We start from the raw sequence: 16,909 nt of genomic DNA, 5'->3' as shown, positions 1-16,909 counted from the left end.
GTCAGGGTAGCTGGGTTAGAAAAAGGGATAAATCGCCACTAGCCGCTGCTTGTTGTAATAAAGCTTGCCAGGCCGACCAGTAGGCCCGGCGTAGATCCGTTTCCGCCCGCACCAGCCCGTATTGGGCCTGGGCCAGATCGGTCAGGGTCACCAGCCCATTGGTGTAACGCGTTTGCAGGGCAGCATAGGCCGTCTGGTTCGCCTGCACCTGAACGGGTAGTTCGCGAGCCACCAGCAGGGCATTTTGTAAACTGGACTGCGCCAGTTGCAGCCGGGTGGAGAGTTGCAGCCGGGTTTGATTCAGCTCCTCTGCGAAGGCACTCGTCAGCAGATGTTGCTGCTGGCCGCGCAACCGTACCTCAGGGCCATTCAATAACGGGAGCGCTAACTGGAGGCCAGCCCCGTAATTCAGTCGGGTCAATAGTAAACCCTCCGTTGCTTTCACCTCACCCGTTGCCGATACCCCTGATCCTCGGGCATAGGTCGTGGCCCACAGGCTGAGGGTTGGCAGGCGCGCTTTCTGAACCAGCGTCTCTTTGGATTCGCTCACCCGAATTTGTTGCTCGGCAAGTCGAATGGCGGGATGAGCTGATAAGGAGTCGGGTTGGCCGGGTAAATCCGGTAAGCGCGTAAATAAAAGCGAGTCCGCCTGCACCAGCGAAGCCGTACCGGTGACGAACTCGCCGAGATTGATTTGGGCCGTTTGCAAGGCCAGTTGCGCCTGTAACAGCTCGACCCCTGCCCGCGAGAGTTCACTGCGTAATAATGCCGTATCCGATGCGGGCCGTAATCCATTGGCCACCAATACCCGGCCCTGGGTGAGTACTGTTTGTGCCCGCTGAATATTCTGCCGGTAGACACCCAGTAGCTGCTGAAACAGAATCTGATCTAAATAAGCGCTGATCAACCGGACGTTGAGACTAAGCCGGTCATTACCGAGTCCGGCTTCACTGGCAGCCACTTCGGCTCCGGCTACCACCCGCTGGGCATCCCGTTTGCCGAAACTAATGGGTTGCCAACCCAGGAGTAAACTAGCCGAACTGCCGGCCACGGGCTGGTAGTTATTCGATGCCGAGGGAGGCCCACTAATGGGCAATACAAAGGGTGGAAAAAACAGCCCCGTGATGTTATTATAGGTGGCCAGATTCGCCCCATAGGCGGCATCGAGCGATGGACGGGCCGTTTGTTGAATGAGGGCATCATTTTTACGGAGTGCATCCAGTCGGTAGCGAGTTGCTTTCAGCGCCGGATAGGTTTGTTCCGCCTGTTTCAGCAAATCCGTCAGCCGGGTTGGTTGAGCCCAGGACGAAGAAAGCGTGAAAAAAATCAATCCTAAGGTTACGTACCGGGGAAACCACATTAGAAAAAGGATATAAATCAATTAACTGTAAACGTACTGGGTCATTCTGAATAAAAACTGAACTCGTCAATAATGGACACGCACCCGATGCTGCCCGTCGGCGAATACGTAACTGATTTGCCAGCCATTCACGTCGACAATACTTTTGACGATGGCTAGCCCCAAACCCAGTGTTTGTTTTTGTCGCGATGCTTTTCGAAACCGCTCGAAGAGCAAATCGGGAGCTATGTCGGGAGCATCGCCGGTATTCTCTACGGTTAAGGTGCATCCTTCCGTACGAATATTGACTTGTCCATTCGGCACGTTATGGACGAAGGCATTTTTAAGCAGGTTACTCAGCAGAATATCCGCCAGTACCGGGCTTGTGTGGACGTGTGCACCGGGTTCAATGGCCGAATGGATCGTCAGAGAATATTTTTCAGCCTGCTCCTCAAAGTAGGGCAGAATATTGGTCACGATGTCTGCCCAGACCACGCGGGTACGATCCGTAAACTGTCGATTGTCGATCTTAGAAAGCAAAAGCAACGCTTTGTTCAACCGGGTCAATCGTTCGGTTTGGCCGCCCACCGCATGCAATAATGACGCTTGCTGTTGGCCTAACTGGGGCTGCTGGTATAAGAGTTCGATTTTGGTTTGAATGACCGCTAAGGGCGTCTGCATTTCGTGCGACGCGTTTTCGATAAACTGTTTTTGCTGCTGATAGGCCCGTTGATTCCGTGCCGTTAAGCCACTCACGGCCTGATTGAGTGCTTCAAATTCAGTGATACGGGCAGGCTCAAACTGGATCGGAGCCGTTGAATCCAGGTCAAATTCGGTTAGTTTGGTGAGCGTGTGGTAGAAGGGTGTCCATAGACGCTGCGTGAGATAACGACCGGCGATGAGCAATCCGCCGATGACAAAAAGATAGAGGGGGATCAGTGTAGCCGATATAGTGCCGATGATCTCGGGGTTTTCTAAATGGGTACGGACAATGGTTAGGGCGTAAGGTTTACCCTGAAAGCTGAACTGCGTTTGCAGTTTCCGGTATTCGTCCTCTTCCTGATCGGTCGGCTCATAAATCAGCGTGTCGCTGTAGCGGAGCGAGGTATCGATCTGAACACTCCTGGGAAGCGGTTTGAGAATAAAGTCGTTATAGTCAGCAGCATCTCTGGGCAATACGCCCTGTTGCCGGGCAAACGTACGGATAATGGCATTCCGGCGGTTAAATAGAATCTCATCAATGTTACTATTGACCGCATAACGCATCACCGCGTAGGAAATGGCGGAACACAGGACGAGTAGCATCAAGAGCAAGCCCAGAAAATAGCGCGTTGTAACGGTGAGTAGGTTCATGATTCAATCAGTTGATAGCCTACCCCATAGACGGTTCGTATTTCGATACCCGCATTGGCTCCAGCCAGTCTTTTCTTCAGATTTTTGATGTGGGCAAACAAAAAATCGAAGGAATCCGCCTGATCGATGTGATCGCCCCAGAGGTGCTCAGCCAGCGATGATTTAGAAACGACATGCGTTCGGTTGGCCAGTAAATGGAGCAGGATGTCCCACTGTTTGGGAGTCAGGTTTAGTATCCGGTCACCTGACCAGGCCTGTCGGCTTAACGGATCAATGCGTAAATGACCAACCGTCAACTGATCGGTGGTAGCGAAATTGCGACGGCGAATAATGGCTTTTAACCGGGCGTTGAGTTCCGATAAGTGAAAAGGTTTGGTTAAATAATCATCCGCACCCAGATCCAGTCCCCGAATGCGATCATCCAGGGAGTTCTTAGCAGAAATAATAATAATACCGGGTGCGGATTCGCCTTGTGATTTTTTGAGGGTTTTCAACAGACTTAGTAGATCCAGACCATTCCCATCGGGCAGCGTAATATCCACTAACAAGCAATCGTAATCGTAAAGACTTACCTTTTCAACGGCCTGCTCATAGGTCTCGACCCCTTCGCAGACGAAATTCTCATCAGCGAAGTAAGCTTTGATGTCGTTCAATAAGGGTAATTCGTCCTCAACAATTAGCAGTTTCATGGGCAGTCAGATTACCGCCTTTTAAGGAAAGGCCGGTTACCAACAGCTAAAGTAGAGCTGGATTCTGAACAAATATTGAACGTTGGTTTCCGTTGAGCGAATGATCAGAGTAATTTTTAATAAATAAATTTACTCTGTATGCTACATAGTTATATCCATGTTAATTTAAAAAAATAGTTACCCCATAAGTCAGAATCACTTAACGCATCAACTTGAAACCTGCATTAAAGATGAATCCATCTGTTGGTGCCCAAATATCGTTAAACTGGGGATTTTGAAAGCTACCCGTATAACTTGGCTCAAAGCGGGATTGGCGGGCATCCGTAAAATTCTCCGCATTGGCGAAAACGCTGAAATGCTTCCATTTATACTCTGCGGATACACCCATTACCCAATAACTTTGCTTTATATCCCCATCACGGATAGTTTGCTGACCAATATAGAATAACTCGTACCCTAACCGCAAATGAGGTTCGATTTCATAGAGCAGCGTAGTATAAAGCCGGTTTTTTGAGGTAAACGGATTTTGCCGGATGGTGCCACTAGCATACGTCTTAGCATCCGTGTAGGTGTAGCCCAGGTACAAGGCTAATTCGTCATAAGTGAATTTAATATTGGTCTCAAACCCTTTGGAATCAAGGTAGCCCGCTGCACTATAAAATACGTATTGACCGCTTTTGTCTGGGGTCGTGTTCAGCAGGGTCGGGTTATTCAGGCGGGTGTAAAAAAATAACTGATTCACGGACAAATTGATTGTTTCAAACAACAGGGTCCGGTAGGTGATATCCGCATTACCCCCCAGTGAAGTTTCTGTATGTACAGTGGCAAAATTAAGGGGGCTAATAGTTTGAAAGCCCAGCGTTTCGGATTCGTCGGTAAACGGGGTGGGGGAGCGATAACCCAGGCCGCCCCCGATGCGGCTGGTAAGATGAGGGGAGAATTTGTACAGGACTGACACCCGGGGTAAGACCAAAAAGGCATTGCGGCTGGTATAATCGGTACGTAAGCCAGTCTCCAAAACCAGGTTAGCCAATGGCTTCCAGTTGCTTTGCGCGAATGCGCCAACCGTCGTTAAAGCATAATTCAGCGGGAGGGCGACGGCGTTTTTTTGGGTAAATTGATCGGTCCATAGATTGCCCCCAATGACCCATTCGAAGACTGGATTGGGTCGGCTATAGCTGATTTCTGAAAAGCTGGCTGTTTGCTGGCCATCAAACATATAACTCGGCCGGGTTAATGCCCTGGTATACCAACTGACACTGTTCTTTAGGGTTAGCACGGCTTGGTTCGTAAAGGTTTTATCGAACCGGAATTGCGTAGAGATGCGGTTGGTTTGGTTGCGTTCAAAATAAGAGTGGATATTGTCTGATTGACCAGCGATAACCTGCATATCTCCTCCTAGCCGATTTTCGAAACTGGTGTTCACACCCAAGCTGATGGTCGTGGTCGGATTGAGGTAATAAAACAGCTTGGGACTGAGGGTGTATCGCTCAAATTTTGGAATATCGGAGAAGCCGTCCTGGTTGACATCATAGGCCCGCTGGATGTTACGCGCTGTGTACAGCGTTAGTCCGATCTTACCAAACCGCTGCGAATAAAAACCGCTCAAATCCAGTGCCTGGGTTTGATTGTAATTAGCCAAAAAAGTGAGTTCGCGTTCCGCAGTTGGCTCTTTAGTAATTAAGTTAATCAGTCCGGCAATGGCACCCCCGCCGTAGAGCGTCGAAGAAGCCCCTTTAAGCACTTCCACTCGTCGGAGGTTAAGAGGAGGAATTTGCAAAATACTTAGTCCACTGGCAAAACCGGAATACAGCGGAAATCCATCTTGCATTAACTGAGTATATCGACCATCCAGACCCTGAATGCGAAGGGTGGTGTTGGCTGAGGTGGGGGATGTTTGTTGAGTTTGAATACCCGTGCTTTCGGACAGCAAGGTGCGGATGTTGCTGGGTTGACCACTAACTTTTTCATCCAACTCACCCGCCGATATAACTTCGATGCGGGTTGGAATGTCACTGATGGTTCTGCTGCTTCGGGTAGTGGATACGGTAATTTCGCCGAGTTCTTCCCCAACTGGTGAGAGTAAAAAGGTCAGTGTGTCGGCCCGTTTTAACGGGAATTCGTATTCCTTCTCGACTTCTTTATAGCCTATAAATCGCACCTCGATTTCATATTCATCTGACGGAAGATCGGTTATGGTGATAATGCCATTGCCATTGGCCACGGCTCCACGCTTGAGGGTTTTTATTTGTACCGTAGCTCCGGGCAGTGGTGTCTTTGATTTAGCATCCAAAACGCGGGCGACAAACGTATTTTGGGCAAAAAGAGAGGAAGTAATGAGGAGCAATAAAATTAGAAGTCGAATCATACCAATTAACGGTCGTGCGGGCTATTTAAACACGCCCAAAATACCTTCTGATTCTGTACAAAAATTGAAGTTTTGGAGTGAAGACTGCAACTTCATATTGGCGTAACATACGTTCTTAGGATAGTACGAAAGATAATGTCGCAAGAAACGCCCGTTTCAAGCAACGGTCGCCGGATCTTAACTGTTCGAGTCAATTCTAGCTACGCTCAATCTCAAATTGGCATCTCACGAATCAAATTCAAAATCTCACATTTTAGCTGAGTTTGAGAGATTGATTTTTCTCCCAAATGGCGAATTAGCCGTCCAGCGGCCACCGTAACACGACTTGGTCCGTTTCGGTAGTATATGATACCTTCTTGCCGACTAGTTGCCAAGTGACGAATTTTGTACGAACCGGCAAACGCACCCAAGGGATGCATAATGCAGACATTAGCCATAACTTTGAGGTCAGGATAATCCAACATTTTTGATAATGGCAGAAGTAAAAAAGAAACCTACCGTGAATAATACCAGCCTGGTTGACATGTGGGCAAACATTTGGCAGGGAGATACTCTCTTTCGTCAGGTTTTTATTATGGGCAAAGCTGACGACAACTATTATATCGTTCAATTCTTAAATGTCCTGACCGGAGAACCCAACGTCGCCCGGATAATGCATATTAGTCAGATGCTCGATTGGCAATTTTTACCGACTAAAGAAATTGCAGAGGAGGTAATGGCCGATTACCGTAAACATAAGACTAATCGGTTTTCAACGGCACTTGTCCCGTTGACACCTGAGCCTGAATGACGAATTGTCTCTACTTCGGTAAAACTACCCGATCATGCATCGCTCAGCCGACTGCAATAAAGAGTTGAGGAATCTCCTTCATTTCTAGGTAAAGATTTACACAGTTCTGATGAAGCTGCTTCAAACTGGAATAGATCGGTTGATAATCCTCAGACTGTAGAATATTTTGATTACTATGATGTCGTTCCTGTCGATCAGAGTCAGACTCCCATTTATCAGGTTTTCCTTCATAATTATAATTTGAGCGAAGCTTTAGCTTAAGGTCCAGATAGGCGCGGTCAATGGTAGTGGGAAAACCTAGACGCTCGAAATGATTTGCTAAGTCAAGGATACTTTCATTGATATGGTTGAATGATTTTGGCTTGTAGATTATACACCGCCGAAGTTCATCCCCTTTCTGCCATAATATATGCAGGGTTGTATCAGTGGCATCTTTATGATCACCCCAAAAATAATTTATCCTACCCCATCGTATACCTATGATGCCAAACGACTCATCAAAGAAATCTTCCTCGGGGAGCTGCTTAAACAGAGCATAGGTCATGCTGCGGTTGTTCACCGTGACGACCTTCAATTGAATTGTGGCTGGCTGTATGGATACCTGACTAACTGGTGGAGGTATATCACTTTTTTTCATCCGTGTGGAGTTCAGACTAAGGAATGTATATGTAAATAAGGTTCGATGCTTTTTTGGCTTAGCCTACCGTCACTTATCTAGCGAATTGTGAGATATTGATTTTTCAATATTTGTCAAGCGCCATCCGTCGCATACGCAGTGATACACATGAGTTTGTAAGACTAATTTGTCTCCTATTTGATTACTTACCTCCATTTCGGCAAAATTACCTAATACTGTTTTACAAATATGTAAGAATGTATCTTATAGACGAAGGAACACATACACTTCACCCCCTAAAACAAGACATTCACCCCCTCACCAACTAATTAGGCTATTTCGCCAACTTTTGTTGCCAACACAAGTGAATAGGTGCGAATTTGGATATGCTTAACTAATCCAACTCTATCATGGTAGCGGCTCATGGTCAAAAAAAAGCTTTAGACGAGTTAGCAAAACTCGTTGTTAAGCCCCAGCTCTTTAACGTCGAAGATATTATCAGAATGGCAAGACTTCTCAAAAAGACACCCACAGAAATTTTTGAGAGCATCCTTGTTGAAATAACTGAAATGAACATTGGATTGATGGATGAATGCCAAATTGTCGCTGATAAGGTTCTAGACAAGAAATACAAACGGTATCAAAATTGAACTGTTGTCATTGGCTGTACTCAAAGGCCACTTCGTTAAAGTGGCCTTTACTCTTACCCTTATTTTTCTAATTAGAAATTTCTAATTAGAAAAATAAGGGAATTATAAAAAACAGCCTGATAGTATCAGGCTGTTTCGCTTCTATCCACATCATCAAGTAGCCTTTATCAGGCTTTTGAGACCTTTCTGAGCATCTTGCAGTAAACAGTATATTCATCACCATTCAAATAAAACCAGGAGGTAGGAGCCGGTTCAATTTCTTCATGCTCGCCCCAATGGAAATCCCCCGTACTTTTATTGTGATAGTAGCTAAACGTTACATCGTACTCAAATCCGGTTAATTCATTATAAACATCATAACGTTTAACCAGTAAGGCAATTGGGTCGTTTAATGACTTTCGTAACTGGTATTCGGTAGTACTACCATTTGGAACTGCATATACGGTGTACGTACCTATGGTATGGCTGGGCACATTGGCAAAGTTGTTACTTGACCCCTCTACAGAAACGGTTACGGTCTGCGCTCCGGCTGGCTGAATAGTTATTTTATAACCACCGCCCTTAATACTTCCGTCAGGCTTCGAAAGTGAAAGGTTTCCTTCCCGGTAACTTCTAACGCCAGAGCCAGATTTAAAACCAGCATCGACTAACACCGCATCGTACGTACCTGATACTCTTTTTACAGGATCAGGATTTTCAGTAAACTCTATACCGTTGTTTACTGAAACTATGTCAGGGTCTTTTTTGCAGCCACCAACAAGTGCCAGAACGACACTTAGCAGCCCGAAGAGTTTAAAGGTGTTCATCGCGTTGAGGTTTGGGGTTGATTTATTCTTTTTTTCCCCGCCGTTCTATTCTTCCGGTTTAAACAAGTTCATCGTTCCTATAATCGAGCTGAGTGCTTTAGGACTTGCCGTACTACGCGGAATTGTTGTTTTGGGGACTACTTCCTTTTTCTTATCTCTAACGTTTTCGAGGCTTAATGACTTAACCATGTAAGCGGTCGCATTCTTGACGTTTTTGCGTCTCCCTGACGCTACTTCTGAATGAATACGAAGGAATGTATCAAGTTTATCTGAATTATCGGTTATAGCCGATTTTTGGGCGTTATTGAACGTGTAGTTTGAAAACCATTTCCATGCCAGGGCCACCGCTTCGCCTACAGGCATATTGCTAATGTATTGCCGGTTCTTTTCAACCTCGCTTTCGACTTGGCTAAGTGGCGATATTTTAGTGAATTTGAGTTTAGTGACTTTCTTCCCTTCTTTTTTGACAGGTTGGTAAGTAAACTCCATTCCTGTTTTAGCCTTGATCTCGTTATTGGCTACATCCAGACACTTTCTAGTAAAGTCAAAATATTTGAATGTATCTGGCACATTGAGGATGTGCCGGAGATGGTCCACTTCATATGTAAAGTCATTGTTCCTGTAATGACTCATTAAAATCTCATACACTCTCTTGGAGTATAACGAGCCCAACGAGCGCATGACCTCATAATCATAGCTCGTCCATGTTTTTCCCAGTTCTGTGTAATACGGGACAGCGCCGGAAAACATGGTAATTTTTAAACACATTTTCCCTTTGCTCATGAGGTTCTCCACAAGAGGAAAGGGAATCATGTATTTAAAATAACGTTCACCTTTATCATTGGTGTAAGCGAAACCCTGTTGTTTTAGCTGCAACGATTTGGCCGCCCGCTCAATTTCGCTGTAATTCCTGCTTTTACTGATTTCAGAGAAAGGAATCAGGAAATCGACGTTCTGATTAGGAAAAAGTGGCTGGCTTTTTTCGAAATAGCGAATCGTTAGCTGGTTAATAACCATCACCACTATATTCTTTTCCAATGCGGTAAACATCTGACGGGATTCCGTAATCAGATTTGGCTGGTAGTTGTTCTTTTGCTTCTTGCTTGGTACAACTACTAGATTTTCTTCTGGAACCGACATAAGAGAAGGATCAAGTTATATTAAAAAACGATTGCAATTTATAAAGAATTATGGCTTTGCCAAACTTGAATAAACCTAATTAAGCCTATTTCCAACTACTTATCTTTCAGCAGCTTATTTACCTACTCGTTCGTAGCTAGGTCGCTTTGGTTTCGTTACCAAGTCGTTTTGTTAATTTTTATGATGGTAGATTTTTCTATCATTAGCCAACTTATTGATAGTTAGGCCATAACCTGTGTCCATATGGCTAGCTTATTGCCTTCTACGAATATTCATTTCTAGCTACATATTGAAATTATTAAAGATTAATTTGTCTTATTTAAGGTTAACTATTAACCCATTCAGCTTCGTATTCCGGTCGCTTTTCTGTTTTATTCTACAATGCCATGCCAAGTTCGTACTCCGGTCGCTTTTGGTCGTTTTAAAGTAACTTCGTATTCAAGTCGCTTTTGTCTTGTTTAAGTCGTATACAAGTCGCTTTAGCTTCGTATACAAGTCGCTTTGACTTCGTACTCCGGTCGCTTTGACTTCGTACTCCGGTCGCTTTAGCTTCGTACTCTAGTCGCTTTTTCGTTAGTAAAATGCTAAAAATCAACGAGTTATTTGCTACCTAATCTATCAATTTTTAGAAATTTTTAGAAATTTTAGACAACGTGCTAAAAAAAAGAACAGAGGGGAAAAAAAGCTAAAGAAACATGGGCAAAAAGTATAAAAATTTCAATTTTTTTTAGTATTAAACCTTTGGAAATGCTAAAAAAATCTTCCGCCAACTATATCTGTAGTTTACCGTAGTGCATATTATGTGGTAAATAGTCCGTAGACAAATAGACTACATAACTGCACCTTTGCCGAAATGGGAGCAACCGCTAAGGTTTTATCAGTCGCCTTTGGTAAAGCTATGAGGGCAGAACGAATGAATAAAGGTCTTTCGCAAGAAGAACTCGCCTTTCGTTGTAATTTAGACAGAACTTACATTTCAAGCGTTGAACGGGGTAAAGTAAATCCAAGTATACACATTACCTGGCTCATTGCTGTTGCTTTGGATGTTCCCCTCTGGTTGCTTGTCCGGTCAGCTGAGGAGTTGGCCACTATGCAAGAAAACTAAACTGGTCAAAAAAATACATTAATGCTTAACGACAAGACGCTGCTCTTGTATAATCCAGAAAATTAATTGAGCCATGAAAGATTCTAATAAGCCTGATTCAAAAAAGTTATCAGATCTTATCAAAGAGTCAGATATAACCTTACAAGACTTGGCAGAAGTATTGAATTACAATCGCGCTACAATTCGGGAACGCAAAAATAATCCTGAACAGTACACGATTGCAGAGATCATTAAGCTTGCTAAAGTACTTAAACGGACACCAACCGCGATAGTAAAAATAATTTTGAGGGAGCTTGATGACACCCCAGATGAAAAAGATCAATTGAAAAAAAAGACTCAAAATAACTAGTCTGTAACCGCTATACTAAGTCTTTCAGTTTTTTATACAAAGGATGCAGAACTATAAGTTCGTCAATGACTGCACTTTGCGTCTTGTTCTCCAACGAACTGATCATATTCAACAATTTATGTGCTCGTGGTGATACCCTTGCAGCGTTCATCGGTGTAGCAGGTGTATCACTAGTCTTTTTATTCTTCCCTTCCCTTTTAGTTGATGCTGGTTTAGAGGCTGGTTCCGAACTGGTAGTTTCAGAAATTGTAGGTTCAGGAGTTGCAGGTTCAGAGGGCGTAGACTTATCATTTGTAGATTCAATATCCGCAGTGACAGAAGGCGCAGGTTCAAGAGTTGTAGACTCAACCGAAGGGGCCAGGGCGGTAGCGGGAGTGTCCGTTTCGGTGATCGGGGCCGCAGTGTCGGGAGTCGAGGTACTTTGTTCCATTGGTGGAGTTGGGGTTGATGCGTTGTCATCATCAGCAGTATCTACATTATTAAGCGTTTTCGTAGCTTGTTCAGCAGCTTTCTCCCTTGCCTTTTTGGATACTATGCCGAAGCCTTTTGTTTTTCCCGGTGTCATATCTTAAGCTTATTTAGAGGTTGGAACAGTTAGTTGGATTTCCAATTCGTACTTCTTTATAAATTCATCAACAAAGGGCAAGAACTCATCCCGACCTTCGGCACTTTCTAGTAAAGACGTATGCGTGTTGTAGTTTTCGAAAATCTTTTTCAGTTTGATTTTAGAATCTAACAGCTCAATACCAATTCCTTCGGCAAATTCAGGTAAGTAACTGTTCTCTTTAATGTTTCTATAAAAATTATGGAATGCGTAGATGTAAGTCGGCATTCCTTCACCTTCACGAATTTTCTTTAAATCAGCCATTGTTGCCATGAAATGACCTGTTGCCAAAGCGTCAGTACGAGCCGGTTTTATAGGGATGATAAAGCTATCTGCCATTGCTAATAGTGCTATAATGGCATCATCTTCTAAGCCTGTCATCCGGGGCATATCAATGAAGATAATATCATACTTGTCATTTTCATATGCATCTTCTATAATTGCTTGAGCTTCTTCCGGGTTGGCTGTTTTTAGGTCCCAATCAAATTTTAGCCCCTCTCCTACTATTTCCTTATCTTCTTCGCGGAGGTCAGTAATTGACTTTTGGTTATCTGCATCAATTACCAATATCCTCTGATCGCTGTGTTTTGCCAACACGTTAGCCAGCCAACAGGTAGTAGCTGTTTTACCAGCCCCCCCCTTCATTGTAGACGCACAAATGATTCTCATGGTGATCTGTTAAAAATGTGTCAGTGTTTATTTGTTAACAAACATACATAATATACTCAATATTATAATGACATTTAAAATAAATTATTTTTTAATTTATACTACAAAGTTTATAAAATAACAAATTATGTACTATACATAATTACTTTGTGTATTATGTTATTTTGTTAACAATGTAACATAGTATATAAAATGATAAAATAATAAAATGATATAAATTATTGTTACATAATTAATTTATAAATTATGTAACAATATACAAAGTTACGTTTGTAACAATGTTATAAAGTAAATTTGTGTCAGGGTGTCCATTAATTAAGAGTGGATTATAGAAGTGCTATAAGTAGAGATTACTATGTATTCTTTGTAACTTCCAACGAAAGTTATTTTGTTAATAAATGTATTTTATAATTAAAGTACATATAATACAAAATTACATTTATATATTTGTTAACTATGTTATTTTGTTAACAATATCTCTCAAAGACTGAGTTATATAATCTTAGGGGTACACTAATAATAGGAGAGCAATTTTTTTAGCAAGAAGGAACGTTTTTAGCAGAGCTAAAGCCTTGTCTATCAAAAGCATAACTTTATCTAATGATAGCTGTATATACATAAGTTGTTGATTATCAAATATATTATTTCATATTTTGCTATCTATTTTAATAAAATACCTTTAAAAACATGGAATCTAGCAAACGCGCAGGGGTATTCTTTGACCCTACCCTTATAAAACAGATAGTTGAAGAGATAGACGTTCTTAATCGAATAGCTGATACAGAATATCTTGAAGCTGTAGGGAATTCAGAAAAAAAGAAGGGAAAGAAAGCAGTTAAGCCAAAGAAATTAACCATCAAGTCATACAGTGAAGCCGCAATACTATACTTCTTAAGGAACCACATAGACCCCCGCAATATGGGTGAAGAAAAAGATGTATTAACAGAAGTACGAAAGCTTCGTAACAACGTCTTTTCTTTCATGCAAGTACAGGAGAGAACCTACTTGATGCCATTTGTTCAAGATGTCTATGAATTGAAAAATAGAGCCGATACGTTAGAGGATACGAGTTTTGATATGCTGAACCTCATGGAGATATTTATAGACTTACTCCTAGCCGGATTAGGATTAAGTGAGCAGGAGCAGGAGGCTCATAAGGCTAGGGCAGCTAAGATGTTTACTCAGAAAAAGGTGAATCGTAAACCAAAAAAGGCATGATTACTAAAGTATTGCCAGCCACTAAAAACCGGGAAATCAACTACGATAATAAGGGTAGTTCTGAACGGTTAGTGAATTATTTTGAACACGAGGGAAAGGAGCAAGGGCAAGAGGCTTATTACTTTTCCCAGGACGAAGACGGTCTAAGTAAGGAAGAAGTAGTTGCCAGTATTGATGGAAACGTAAAAGGCTTAAAGAAGGATGATACAAAATTCGTGTCACTGGTTATCTCGCCATCCAGCGAGGAGTTAGCCCATATCAAGGGCGACCCTAAAATGCTAAAAAAATATACCATTGACGTGATGGAAAATTACGCCAAAAACTTTACCTTGAAAAATGGTAATCAGTTAGAAGGTAAAGATTTGGTTTGGTACGGGATTATTCACGAAACACGTAAGTATCAATGGGATGACAAAGAAGTTAAAGAAGGAAAGGCGCAAAAAGGGGAATCGAAAGGGGGAGTACAGACTCACATTCATATCGTAGTTTCTACACGTGATAAAGAGCAGAAAATTACGTTGAATCCTGATACCAGTAAGGCACGTTTTAACATCGTTGATTTTCAAAAAAAGAACGCTGAGACATTTCAACAGCAGTTCAACTATGAGAAGCAGACGCACTTTCACAAAGAGAAACCCCACAAGGAGCGCGGCCATATTGACCAAGTACGATACTTTGAAAAACGAATCAACCGACTGGCAGAAAAGTATGACTTAGACGAAAAGACGGTTGGTAGCATTCGGAGTAAAGCCGCAGAGTCCGGGTATTCTAAAGAGTTCTACAAAGGGCTGAAAGATTACAGTACGCGGATAAATAACAAGGAAGGGAGGAAAGACGACCTAACGGAGTTTGCGAATTTACGCAAAGCGGAACCGCGCGAAAATAGGGAGTTCGCCCACAGCCAGGCTAACCAGCAACGACAAGCAGTACAGAGCCAACGGGTAAGTTATGCTGTCGAGTCAGTACTTAGAGGAGCTGGTGACAATAAGGACGACGACCGAGAGATTTTAAAAGACTTGTCAAGTAAACGGGGTGGTCACTTCGGTTTGTAACATTCAATAAATATGAGAAACGATAATTCTAACACTGAAACAGGAGGAGAATCACTTAATCCGTATAGAGCTATAATAATAGTAGGCTCTACGTCTAATGGCAAAATAGCCACTATAAACCAGCACATAAATAAACTTAGAAAGTACCGTGATCGCTCAAACGACACTACTGAATCTTAAAAATTTCCTGAACACTTAATCTCAAAAGCGATGGTCATAAGTCAGCTTAAAATTGGGGTCTGGAGCTTTACACTTTTTTTGTTAGCTCTCTTTGGGGTAGAGGTTGCTGTTTATTACGACCCGCTACAATTCAATTCATTTATCATCCAGCAGGTTTTTAAGTTCGGGGGTTATGTACGGGCCTTGCTCGTGATTATGTATGCTTTCTGCTATCTTTTACCTGATACCACTCTGCAAGCTGAGTTAGACAAGAAGAAGCAAAAAAGTATATTCAGCGTTGATAAGATGGCTTTGCTGTTGATCGCTGGCTGTTATGCGTTAGGTTGTCTACTGCTATTCAAAGCAGATATCTTCCCGTACAGTTACTACTTCGAAATTGCTGGTTTGTTACTATTATTACCGTCTACGCCCTTTTTAACTCACTGGTTGAAGGGAGAACAATCTAAGTATAAGATACCCACTGATAAAAAGAGAATTGATAACCCGGATTCTTTTAGCTTTCAGGGAGCTAATGGAACATGGGTTAACATCCCAAATCCCGCACGAGGGGTAGGTATCATTGGTTCTAACGGTTCTGGTAAAACGGCATCCGTAGCGCAGCAGATCATAGCTCAAGCGGCCTACAAGAACTATACGGGTGTGCTATTCGATTTTAAATTTCCTTCTTTAACTGAATATGCTTATAATCACTACAGCCGCAGTGAATGTAAAGTAGACTTGGTAGTTGTCAATTTTGTTGACTTGAAAAGGAGTCACCGAATTAATCCCCTGTTGCCGGAGCTGTTACACTTTCAAGCCTATGCGTATGAGTTTGCAGCCGCATTCTATTGTACGCTGAATCGAGAAGCAATCAGAAAAAAAGACTTTTGGGATACATCGGCCATCGCCATACTAGCGGGAGTAATCTGGTATATGAAAACTCACTACCCCGACTACTGCACATTACCTCACGTTTTGAACATGATTTTAGGTCATGACGTATACCAACTGATCGGCTTATTAGAAACGAACTACCAGACTAAAACGATTGTAGCCAGCGTTAGCACAGCTATCAAAACGAAAGCTGAACCACAGTTAGCGGGCCAGTACGGAACCCTGCAAAATGCGTTGGGCAGAATGAATACCCAAGAGATCGCTTGGGTGTTATCGGGTGACGATTTCGATATTAATCTTAACAGCAGGGATCAACCTAAACTACTTTGTATTGGTACAAAGCAGGACATTATAGAGGCTCTATCTCCGGTTGTTTCTTTAATTATTACAGCGTCGATCAAGCAGTTAAACAATCCGGACAAAGAACATAGCATGGTTCTTTTGGATGAAGGGCCACAGTGTTACATCCCTAATTTATCCGATCTTCCAGCAACGGGCAGAAGTAACAAGGTAGCCACTATATACATGGCTCAGGATATTAGCCAGATGGTTAAAGCTTATGGAAAGGAAGAAGCTTATGCAATCATATCGAACCTAAATACACAGATGTTTGGTAAGAATCCAAACATTGAAACGGGTGAGTATGTGAGTAAACTATTTGGTAAGGAGGAAATGCTACAACGAAACGAAAGCCAGAACCGCAGTAATCCTAATAGCTTGGACACCAAAAGCGGTTCAAGCAGCCAGGGGGTAAGTTTTTCTATTCAGGACAAGGCATTGTTCAAACCGCACGAGGTTAACCGTATGGAACAAGGGGAGTTCGTTGGTATTACGGCAGAAGCCGCCGAGCCGGTCTTTCATACCCGCTTAAAGCTACCAACCTACAATTTCCCCACAGGTACTAACAAGCCATTGCCTGTTTTCTACACAGACGTTGACGCTGATTTGAACTTTGAACGAATCCGATTAGAATGTAACGCCATCATAAAAGGACAGATTGATCCAGTAAATGAAAACTTATTGATAGCCAGCAGTTTACGAGCGTCAACTAAGTAAATGGATGCAAACTAATTGGTTAGACCGCCTGATTCAAGCGGTCTTTTTTTTT

Annotated in this window: 16 protein-coding genes; 7 read left to right on the top strand and 9 right to left on the bottom strand. The window is 42.8% G+C overall.

The features are described from left to right. Position 1: 1 nt before the first annotated feature. The 4 genes from ACYVK4_RS27410 to ACYVK4_RS27395 all read right to left on the bottom strand — a co-directional run bounded on the left by ACYVK4_RS27410 (position 2) and on the right by ACYVK4_RS27395 (position 5,749). A complete protein-coding gene (locus ACYVK4_RS27410; RefSeq protein WP_461130769.1) occupies positions 2 to 1,360 on the bottom strand; it encodes a TolC family protein in 1,359 nt (452 codons plus the stop codon). Between the two features lie 66 nt (positions 1,361 to 1,426). Further along, positions 1,427 to 2,692: a sensor histidine kinase gene (locus ACYVK4_RS27405; RefSeq protein WP_461130768.1), complete on the bottom strand. Its 1,266-nt coding sequence runs from the start codon at positions 2,690 to 2,692 to the stop codon at positions 1,427 to 1,429. Continuing rightward, complete coding sequence (locus tag ACYVK4_RS27400) at positions 2,689 to 3,381, bottom strand: response regulator transcription factor (RefSeq protein ID WP_370726181.1); 693 nt, start codon at positions 3,379 to 3,381, stop codon at positions 2,689 to 2,691. Before ACYVK4_RS27400 ends, ACYVK4_RS27405 begins: the two co-directional genes overlap by 4 nt. Before the next feature lie 199 nt (positions 3,382 to 3,580). Beyond that, positions 3,581 to 5,749, bottom strand: coding sequence for a TonB-dependent receptor (locus tag ACYVK4_RS27395; protein ID WP_461130767.1), 2,169 nt, complete (start codon positions 5,747 to 5,749; stop codon positions 3,581 to 3,583). Between the two features lie 472 nt (positions 5,750 to 6,221). Between ACYVK4_RS27395 and ACYVK4_RS27390 the strand changes: the two genes are divergently transcribed. After that, positions 6,222 to 6,539, top strand: coding sequence for a hypothetical protein (locus ACYVK4_RS27390; protein WP_461130766.1), 318 nt, complete (start codon positions 6,222 to 6,224; stop codon positions 6,537 to 6,539). Positions 6,540 to 6,582: 43 nt separating this feature from the next. Here the strand turns inward: ACYVK4_RS27390 and ACYVK4_RS27385 are convergent, their stop codons facing one another. Continuing rightward, positions 6,583 to 7,176 carry a hypothetical protein gene (locus ACYVK4_RS27385; RefSeq protein ID WP_461130765.1) on the bottom strand — a complete coding sequence of 198 codons (594 nt, stop codon included), beginning with the start codon at positions 7,174 to 7,176 and terminating at the stop codon, positions 6,583 to 6,585. A gap of 389 nt (positions 7,177 to 7,565) precedes the next feature. Between ACYVK4_RS27385 and ACYVK4_RS27380 the strand changes: the two genes are divergently transcribed. Beyond that, on the top strand, positions 7,566 to 7,805 hold the full coding sequence (locus tag ACYVK4_RS27380; protein WP_461130764.1) for a hypothetical protein: 240 nt from the start codon (positions 7,566 to 7,568) through the stop codon (positions 7,803 to 7,805). 167 nt (positions 7,806 to 7,972) lie between these two features. Here ACYVK4_RS27380 and ACYVK4_RS27375 read toward each other — a convergent pair whose 3' ends face one another. Continuing rightward, a complete protein-coding gene (locus tag ACYVK4_RS27375; protein ID WP_461130763.1) occupies positions 7,973 to 8,611 on the bottom strand; it encodes a hypothetical protein in 639 nt (212 codons plus the stop codon). A gap of 45 nt (positions 8,612 to 8,656) precedes the next feature. Then, entirely contained in the window at positions 8,657 to 9,751 is a 1,095-nt protein-coding gene (locus tag ACYVK4_RS27370) for a RepB family plasmid replication initiator protein (protein ID WP_461130762.1), read from the bottom strand. Between the two features lie 853 nt (positions 9,752 to 10,604). Here ACYVK4_RS27370 and ACYVK4_RS27365 point away from each other — a divergent pair. Continuing rightward, complete coding sequence (locus ACYVK4_RS27365; RefSeq protein WP_461130761.1) at positions 10,605 to 10,856, top strand: helix-turn-helix domain-containing protein; 252 nt, start codon at positions 10,605 to 10,607, stop codon at positions 10,854 to 10,856. A gap of 73 nt (positions 10,857 to 10,929) precedes the next feature. Beyond that, the gene (locus ACYVK4_RS27360; RefSeq protein WP_461130760.1) at positions 10,930 to 11,205 is read left to right on the top strand and encodes a helix-turn-helix domain-containing protein; all 276 of its coding nucleotides are present in this window, start codon (positions 10,930 to 10,932) and stop codon (positions 11,203 to 11,205) included. Positions 11,206 to 11,215: 10 nt separating this feature from the next. Here ACYVK4_RS27360 and ACYVK4_RS27355 read toward each other — a convergent pair whose 3' ends face one another. Beyond that, on the bottom strand, positions 11,216 to 11,770 hold the full coding sequence (locus tag ACYVK4_RS27355; protein ID WP_461130759.1) for a hypothetical protein: 555 nt from the start codon (positions 11,768 to 11,770) through the stop codon (positions 11,216 to 11,218). Positions 11,771 to 11,779: 9 nt separating this feature from the next. Further along, positions 11,780 to 12,478: a ParA family protein gene (locus tag ACYVK4_RS27350; protein WP_461130758.1), complete on the bottom strand. Its 699-nt coding sequence runs from the start codon at positions 12,476 to 12,478 to the stop codon at positions 11,780 to 11,782. 687 nt (positions 12,479 to 13,165) lie between these two features. Here ACYVK4_RS27350 and ACYVK4_RS27345 point away from each other — a divergent pair. The 3 genes from ACYVK4_RS27345 to ACYVK4_RS27335 all read left to right on the top strand — a co-directional run bounded on the left by ACYVK4_RS27345 (position 13,166) and on the right by ACYVK4_RS27335 (position 16,857). Continuing rightward, positions 13,166 to 13,696 (top strand): hypothetical protein, encoded by a 531-nt coding sequence (locus tag ACYVK4_RS27345; protein WP_461130757.1) that lies wholly within the window; start codon positions 13,166 to 13,168, stop codon positions 13,694 to 13,696. Beyond that, the gene (locus ACYVK4_RS27340; RefSeq protein ID WP_461130756.1) at positions 13,693 to 14,748 is read left to right on the top strand and encodes a DUF5712 family protein; all 1,056 of its coding nucleotides are present in this window, start codon (positions 13,693 to 13,695) and stop codon (positions 14,746 to 14,748) included. Before ACYVK4_RS27345 ends, ACYVK4_RS27340 begins: the two co-directional genes overlap by 4 nt. Before the next feature lie 210 nt (positions 14,749 to 14,958). Next, entirely contained in the window at positions 14,959 to 16,857 is a 1,899-nt protein-coding gene (locus ACYVK4_RS27335; RefSeq protein ID WP_461130755.1) for a type IV secretory system conjugative DNA transfer family protein, read from the top strand. Positions 16,858 to 16,909 lie beyond the last annotated feature (52 nt).

Source organism: Spirosoma aerophilum (assembly GCF_054782495.1).
Note: the sequence above shows the minus strand (reverse complement) of the source record. Positions and strands in the feature narration are given on the sequence as shown.

Excerpts from the sequence above, each read along its gene's own strand:
- ACYVK4_RS27385 (WP_461130765.1), bottom strand. The coding sequence starts at position 7,176 with ATGAAAAAAAGTGATATACCTCCACCAGTTAGTCAGGTATCCATACAG.
- ACYVK4_RS27350 (WP_461130758.1), bottom strand. The coding sequence starts at position 12,478 with ATGAGAATCATTTGTGCGTCTACAATGAAGGGGGGGGCTGGTAAAACA.
- ACYVK4_RS27335 (WP_461130755.1), top strand. The coding sequence starts at position 14,959 with ATGGTCATAAGTCAGCTTAAAATTGGGGTCTGGAGCTTTACACTTTTT.
- ACYVK4_RS27345 (WP_461130757.1), top strand. The coding sequence starts at position 13,166 with ATGGAATCTAGCAAACGCGCAGGGGTATTCTTTGACCCTACCCTTATA.
- ACYVK4_RS27405 (WP_461130768.1), bottom strand. The coding sequence starts at position 2,692 with ATGAACCTACTCACCGTTACAACGCGCTATTTTCTGGGCTTGCTCTTG.
- ACYVK4_RS27410 (WP_461130769.1), bottom strand. The coding sequence starts at position 1,360 with ATGTGGTTTCCCCGGTACGTAACCTTAGGATTGATTTTTTTCACGCTT.
- ACYVK4_RS27365 (WP_461130761.1), top strand. The coding sequence starts at position 10,605 with ATGGGAGCAACCGCTAAGGTTTTATCAGTCGCCTTTGGTAAAGCTATG.
- ACYVK4_RS27355 (WP_461130759.1), bottom strand. The coding sequence starts at position 11,770 with ATGACACCGGGAAAAACAAAAGGCTTCGGCATAGTATCCAAAAAGGCA.
- ACYVK4_RS27340 (WP_461130756.1), top strand. The coding sequence starts at position 13,693 with ATGATTACTAAAGTATTGCCAGCCACTAAAAACCGGGAAATCAACTAC.
- ACYVK4_RS27390 (WP_461130766.1), top strand. The coding sequence starts at position 6,222 with ATGGCAGAAGTAAAAAAGAAACCTACCGTGAATAATACCAGCCTGGTT.
- ACYVK4_RS27360 (WP_461130760.1), top strand. The coding sequence starts at position 10,930 with ATGAAAGATTCTAATAAGCCTGATTCAAAAAAGTTATCAGATCTTATC.
- ACYVK4_RS27375 (WP_461130763.1), bottom strand. The coding sequence starts at position 8,611 with ATGAACACCTTTAAACTCTTCGGGCTGCTAAGTGTCGTTCTGGCACTT.
- ACYVK4_RS27370 (WP_461130762.1), bottom strand. The coding sequence starts at position 9,751 with ATGTCGGTTCCAGAAGAAAATCTAGTAGTTGTACCAAGCAAGAAGCAA.
- ACYVK4_RS27400 (WP_370726181.1), bottom strand. The coding sequence starts at position 3,381 with ATGAAACTGCTAATTGTTGAGGACGAATTACCCTTATTGAACGACATC.
- ACYVK4_RS27395 (WP_461130767.1), bottom strand. The coding sequence starts at position 5,749 with ATGATTCGACTTCTAATTTTATTGCTCCTCATTACTTCCTCTCTTTTT.
- ACYVK4_RS27380 (WP_461130764.1), top strand. The coding sequence starts at position 7,566 with ATGGTAGCGGCTCATGGTCAAAAAAAAGCTTTAGACGAGTTAGCAAAA.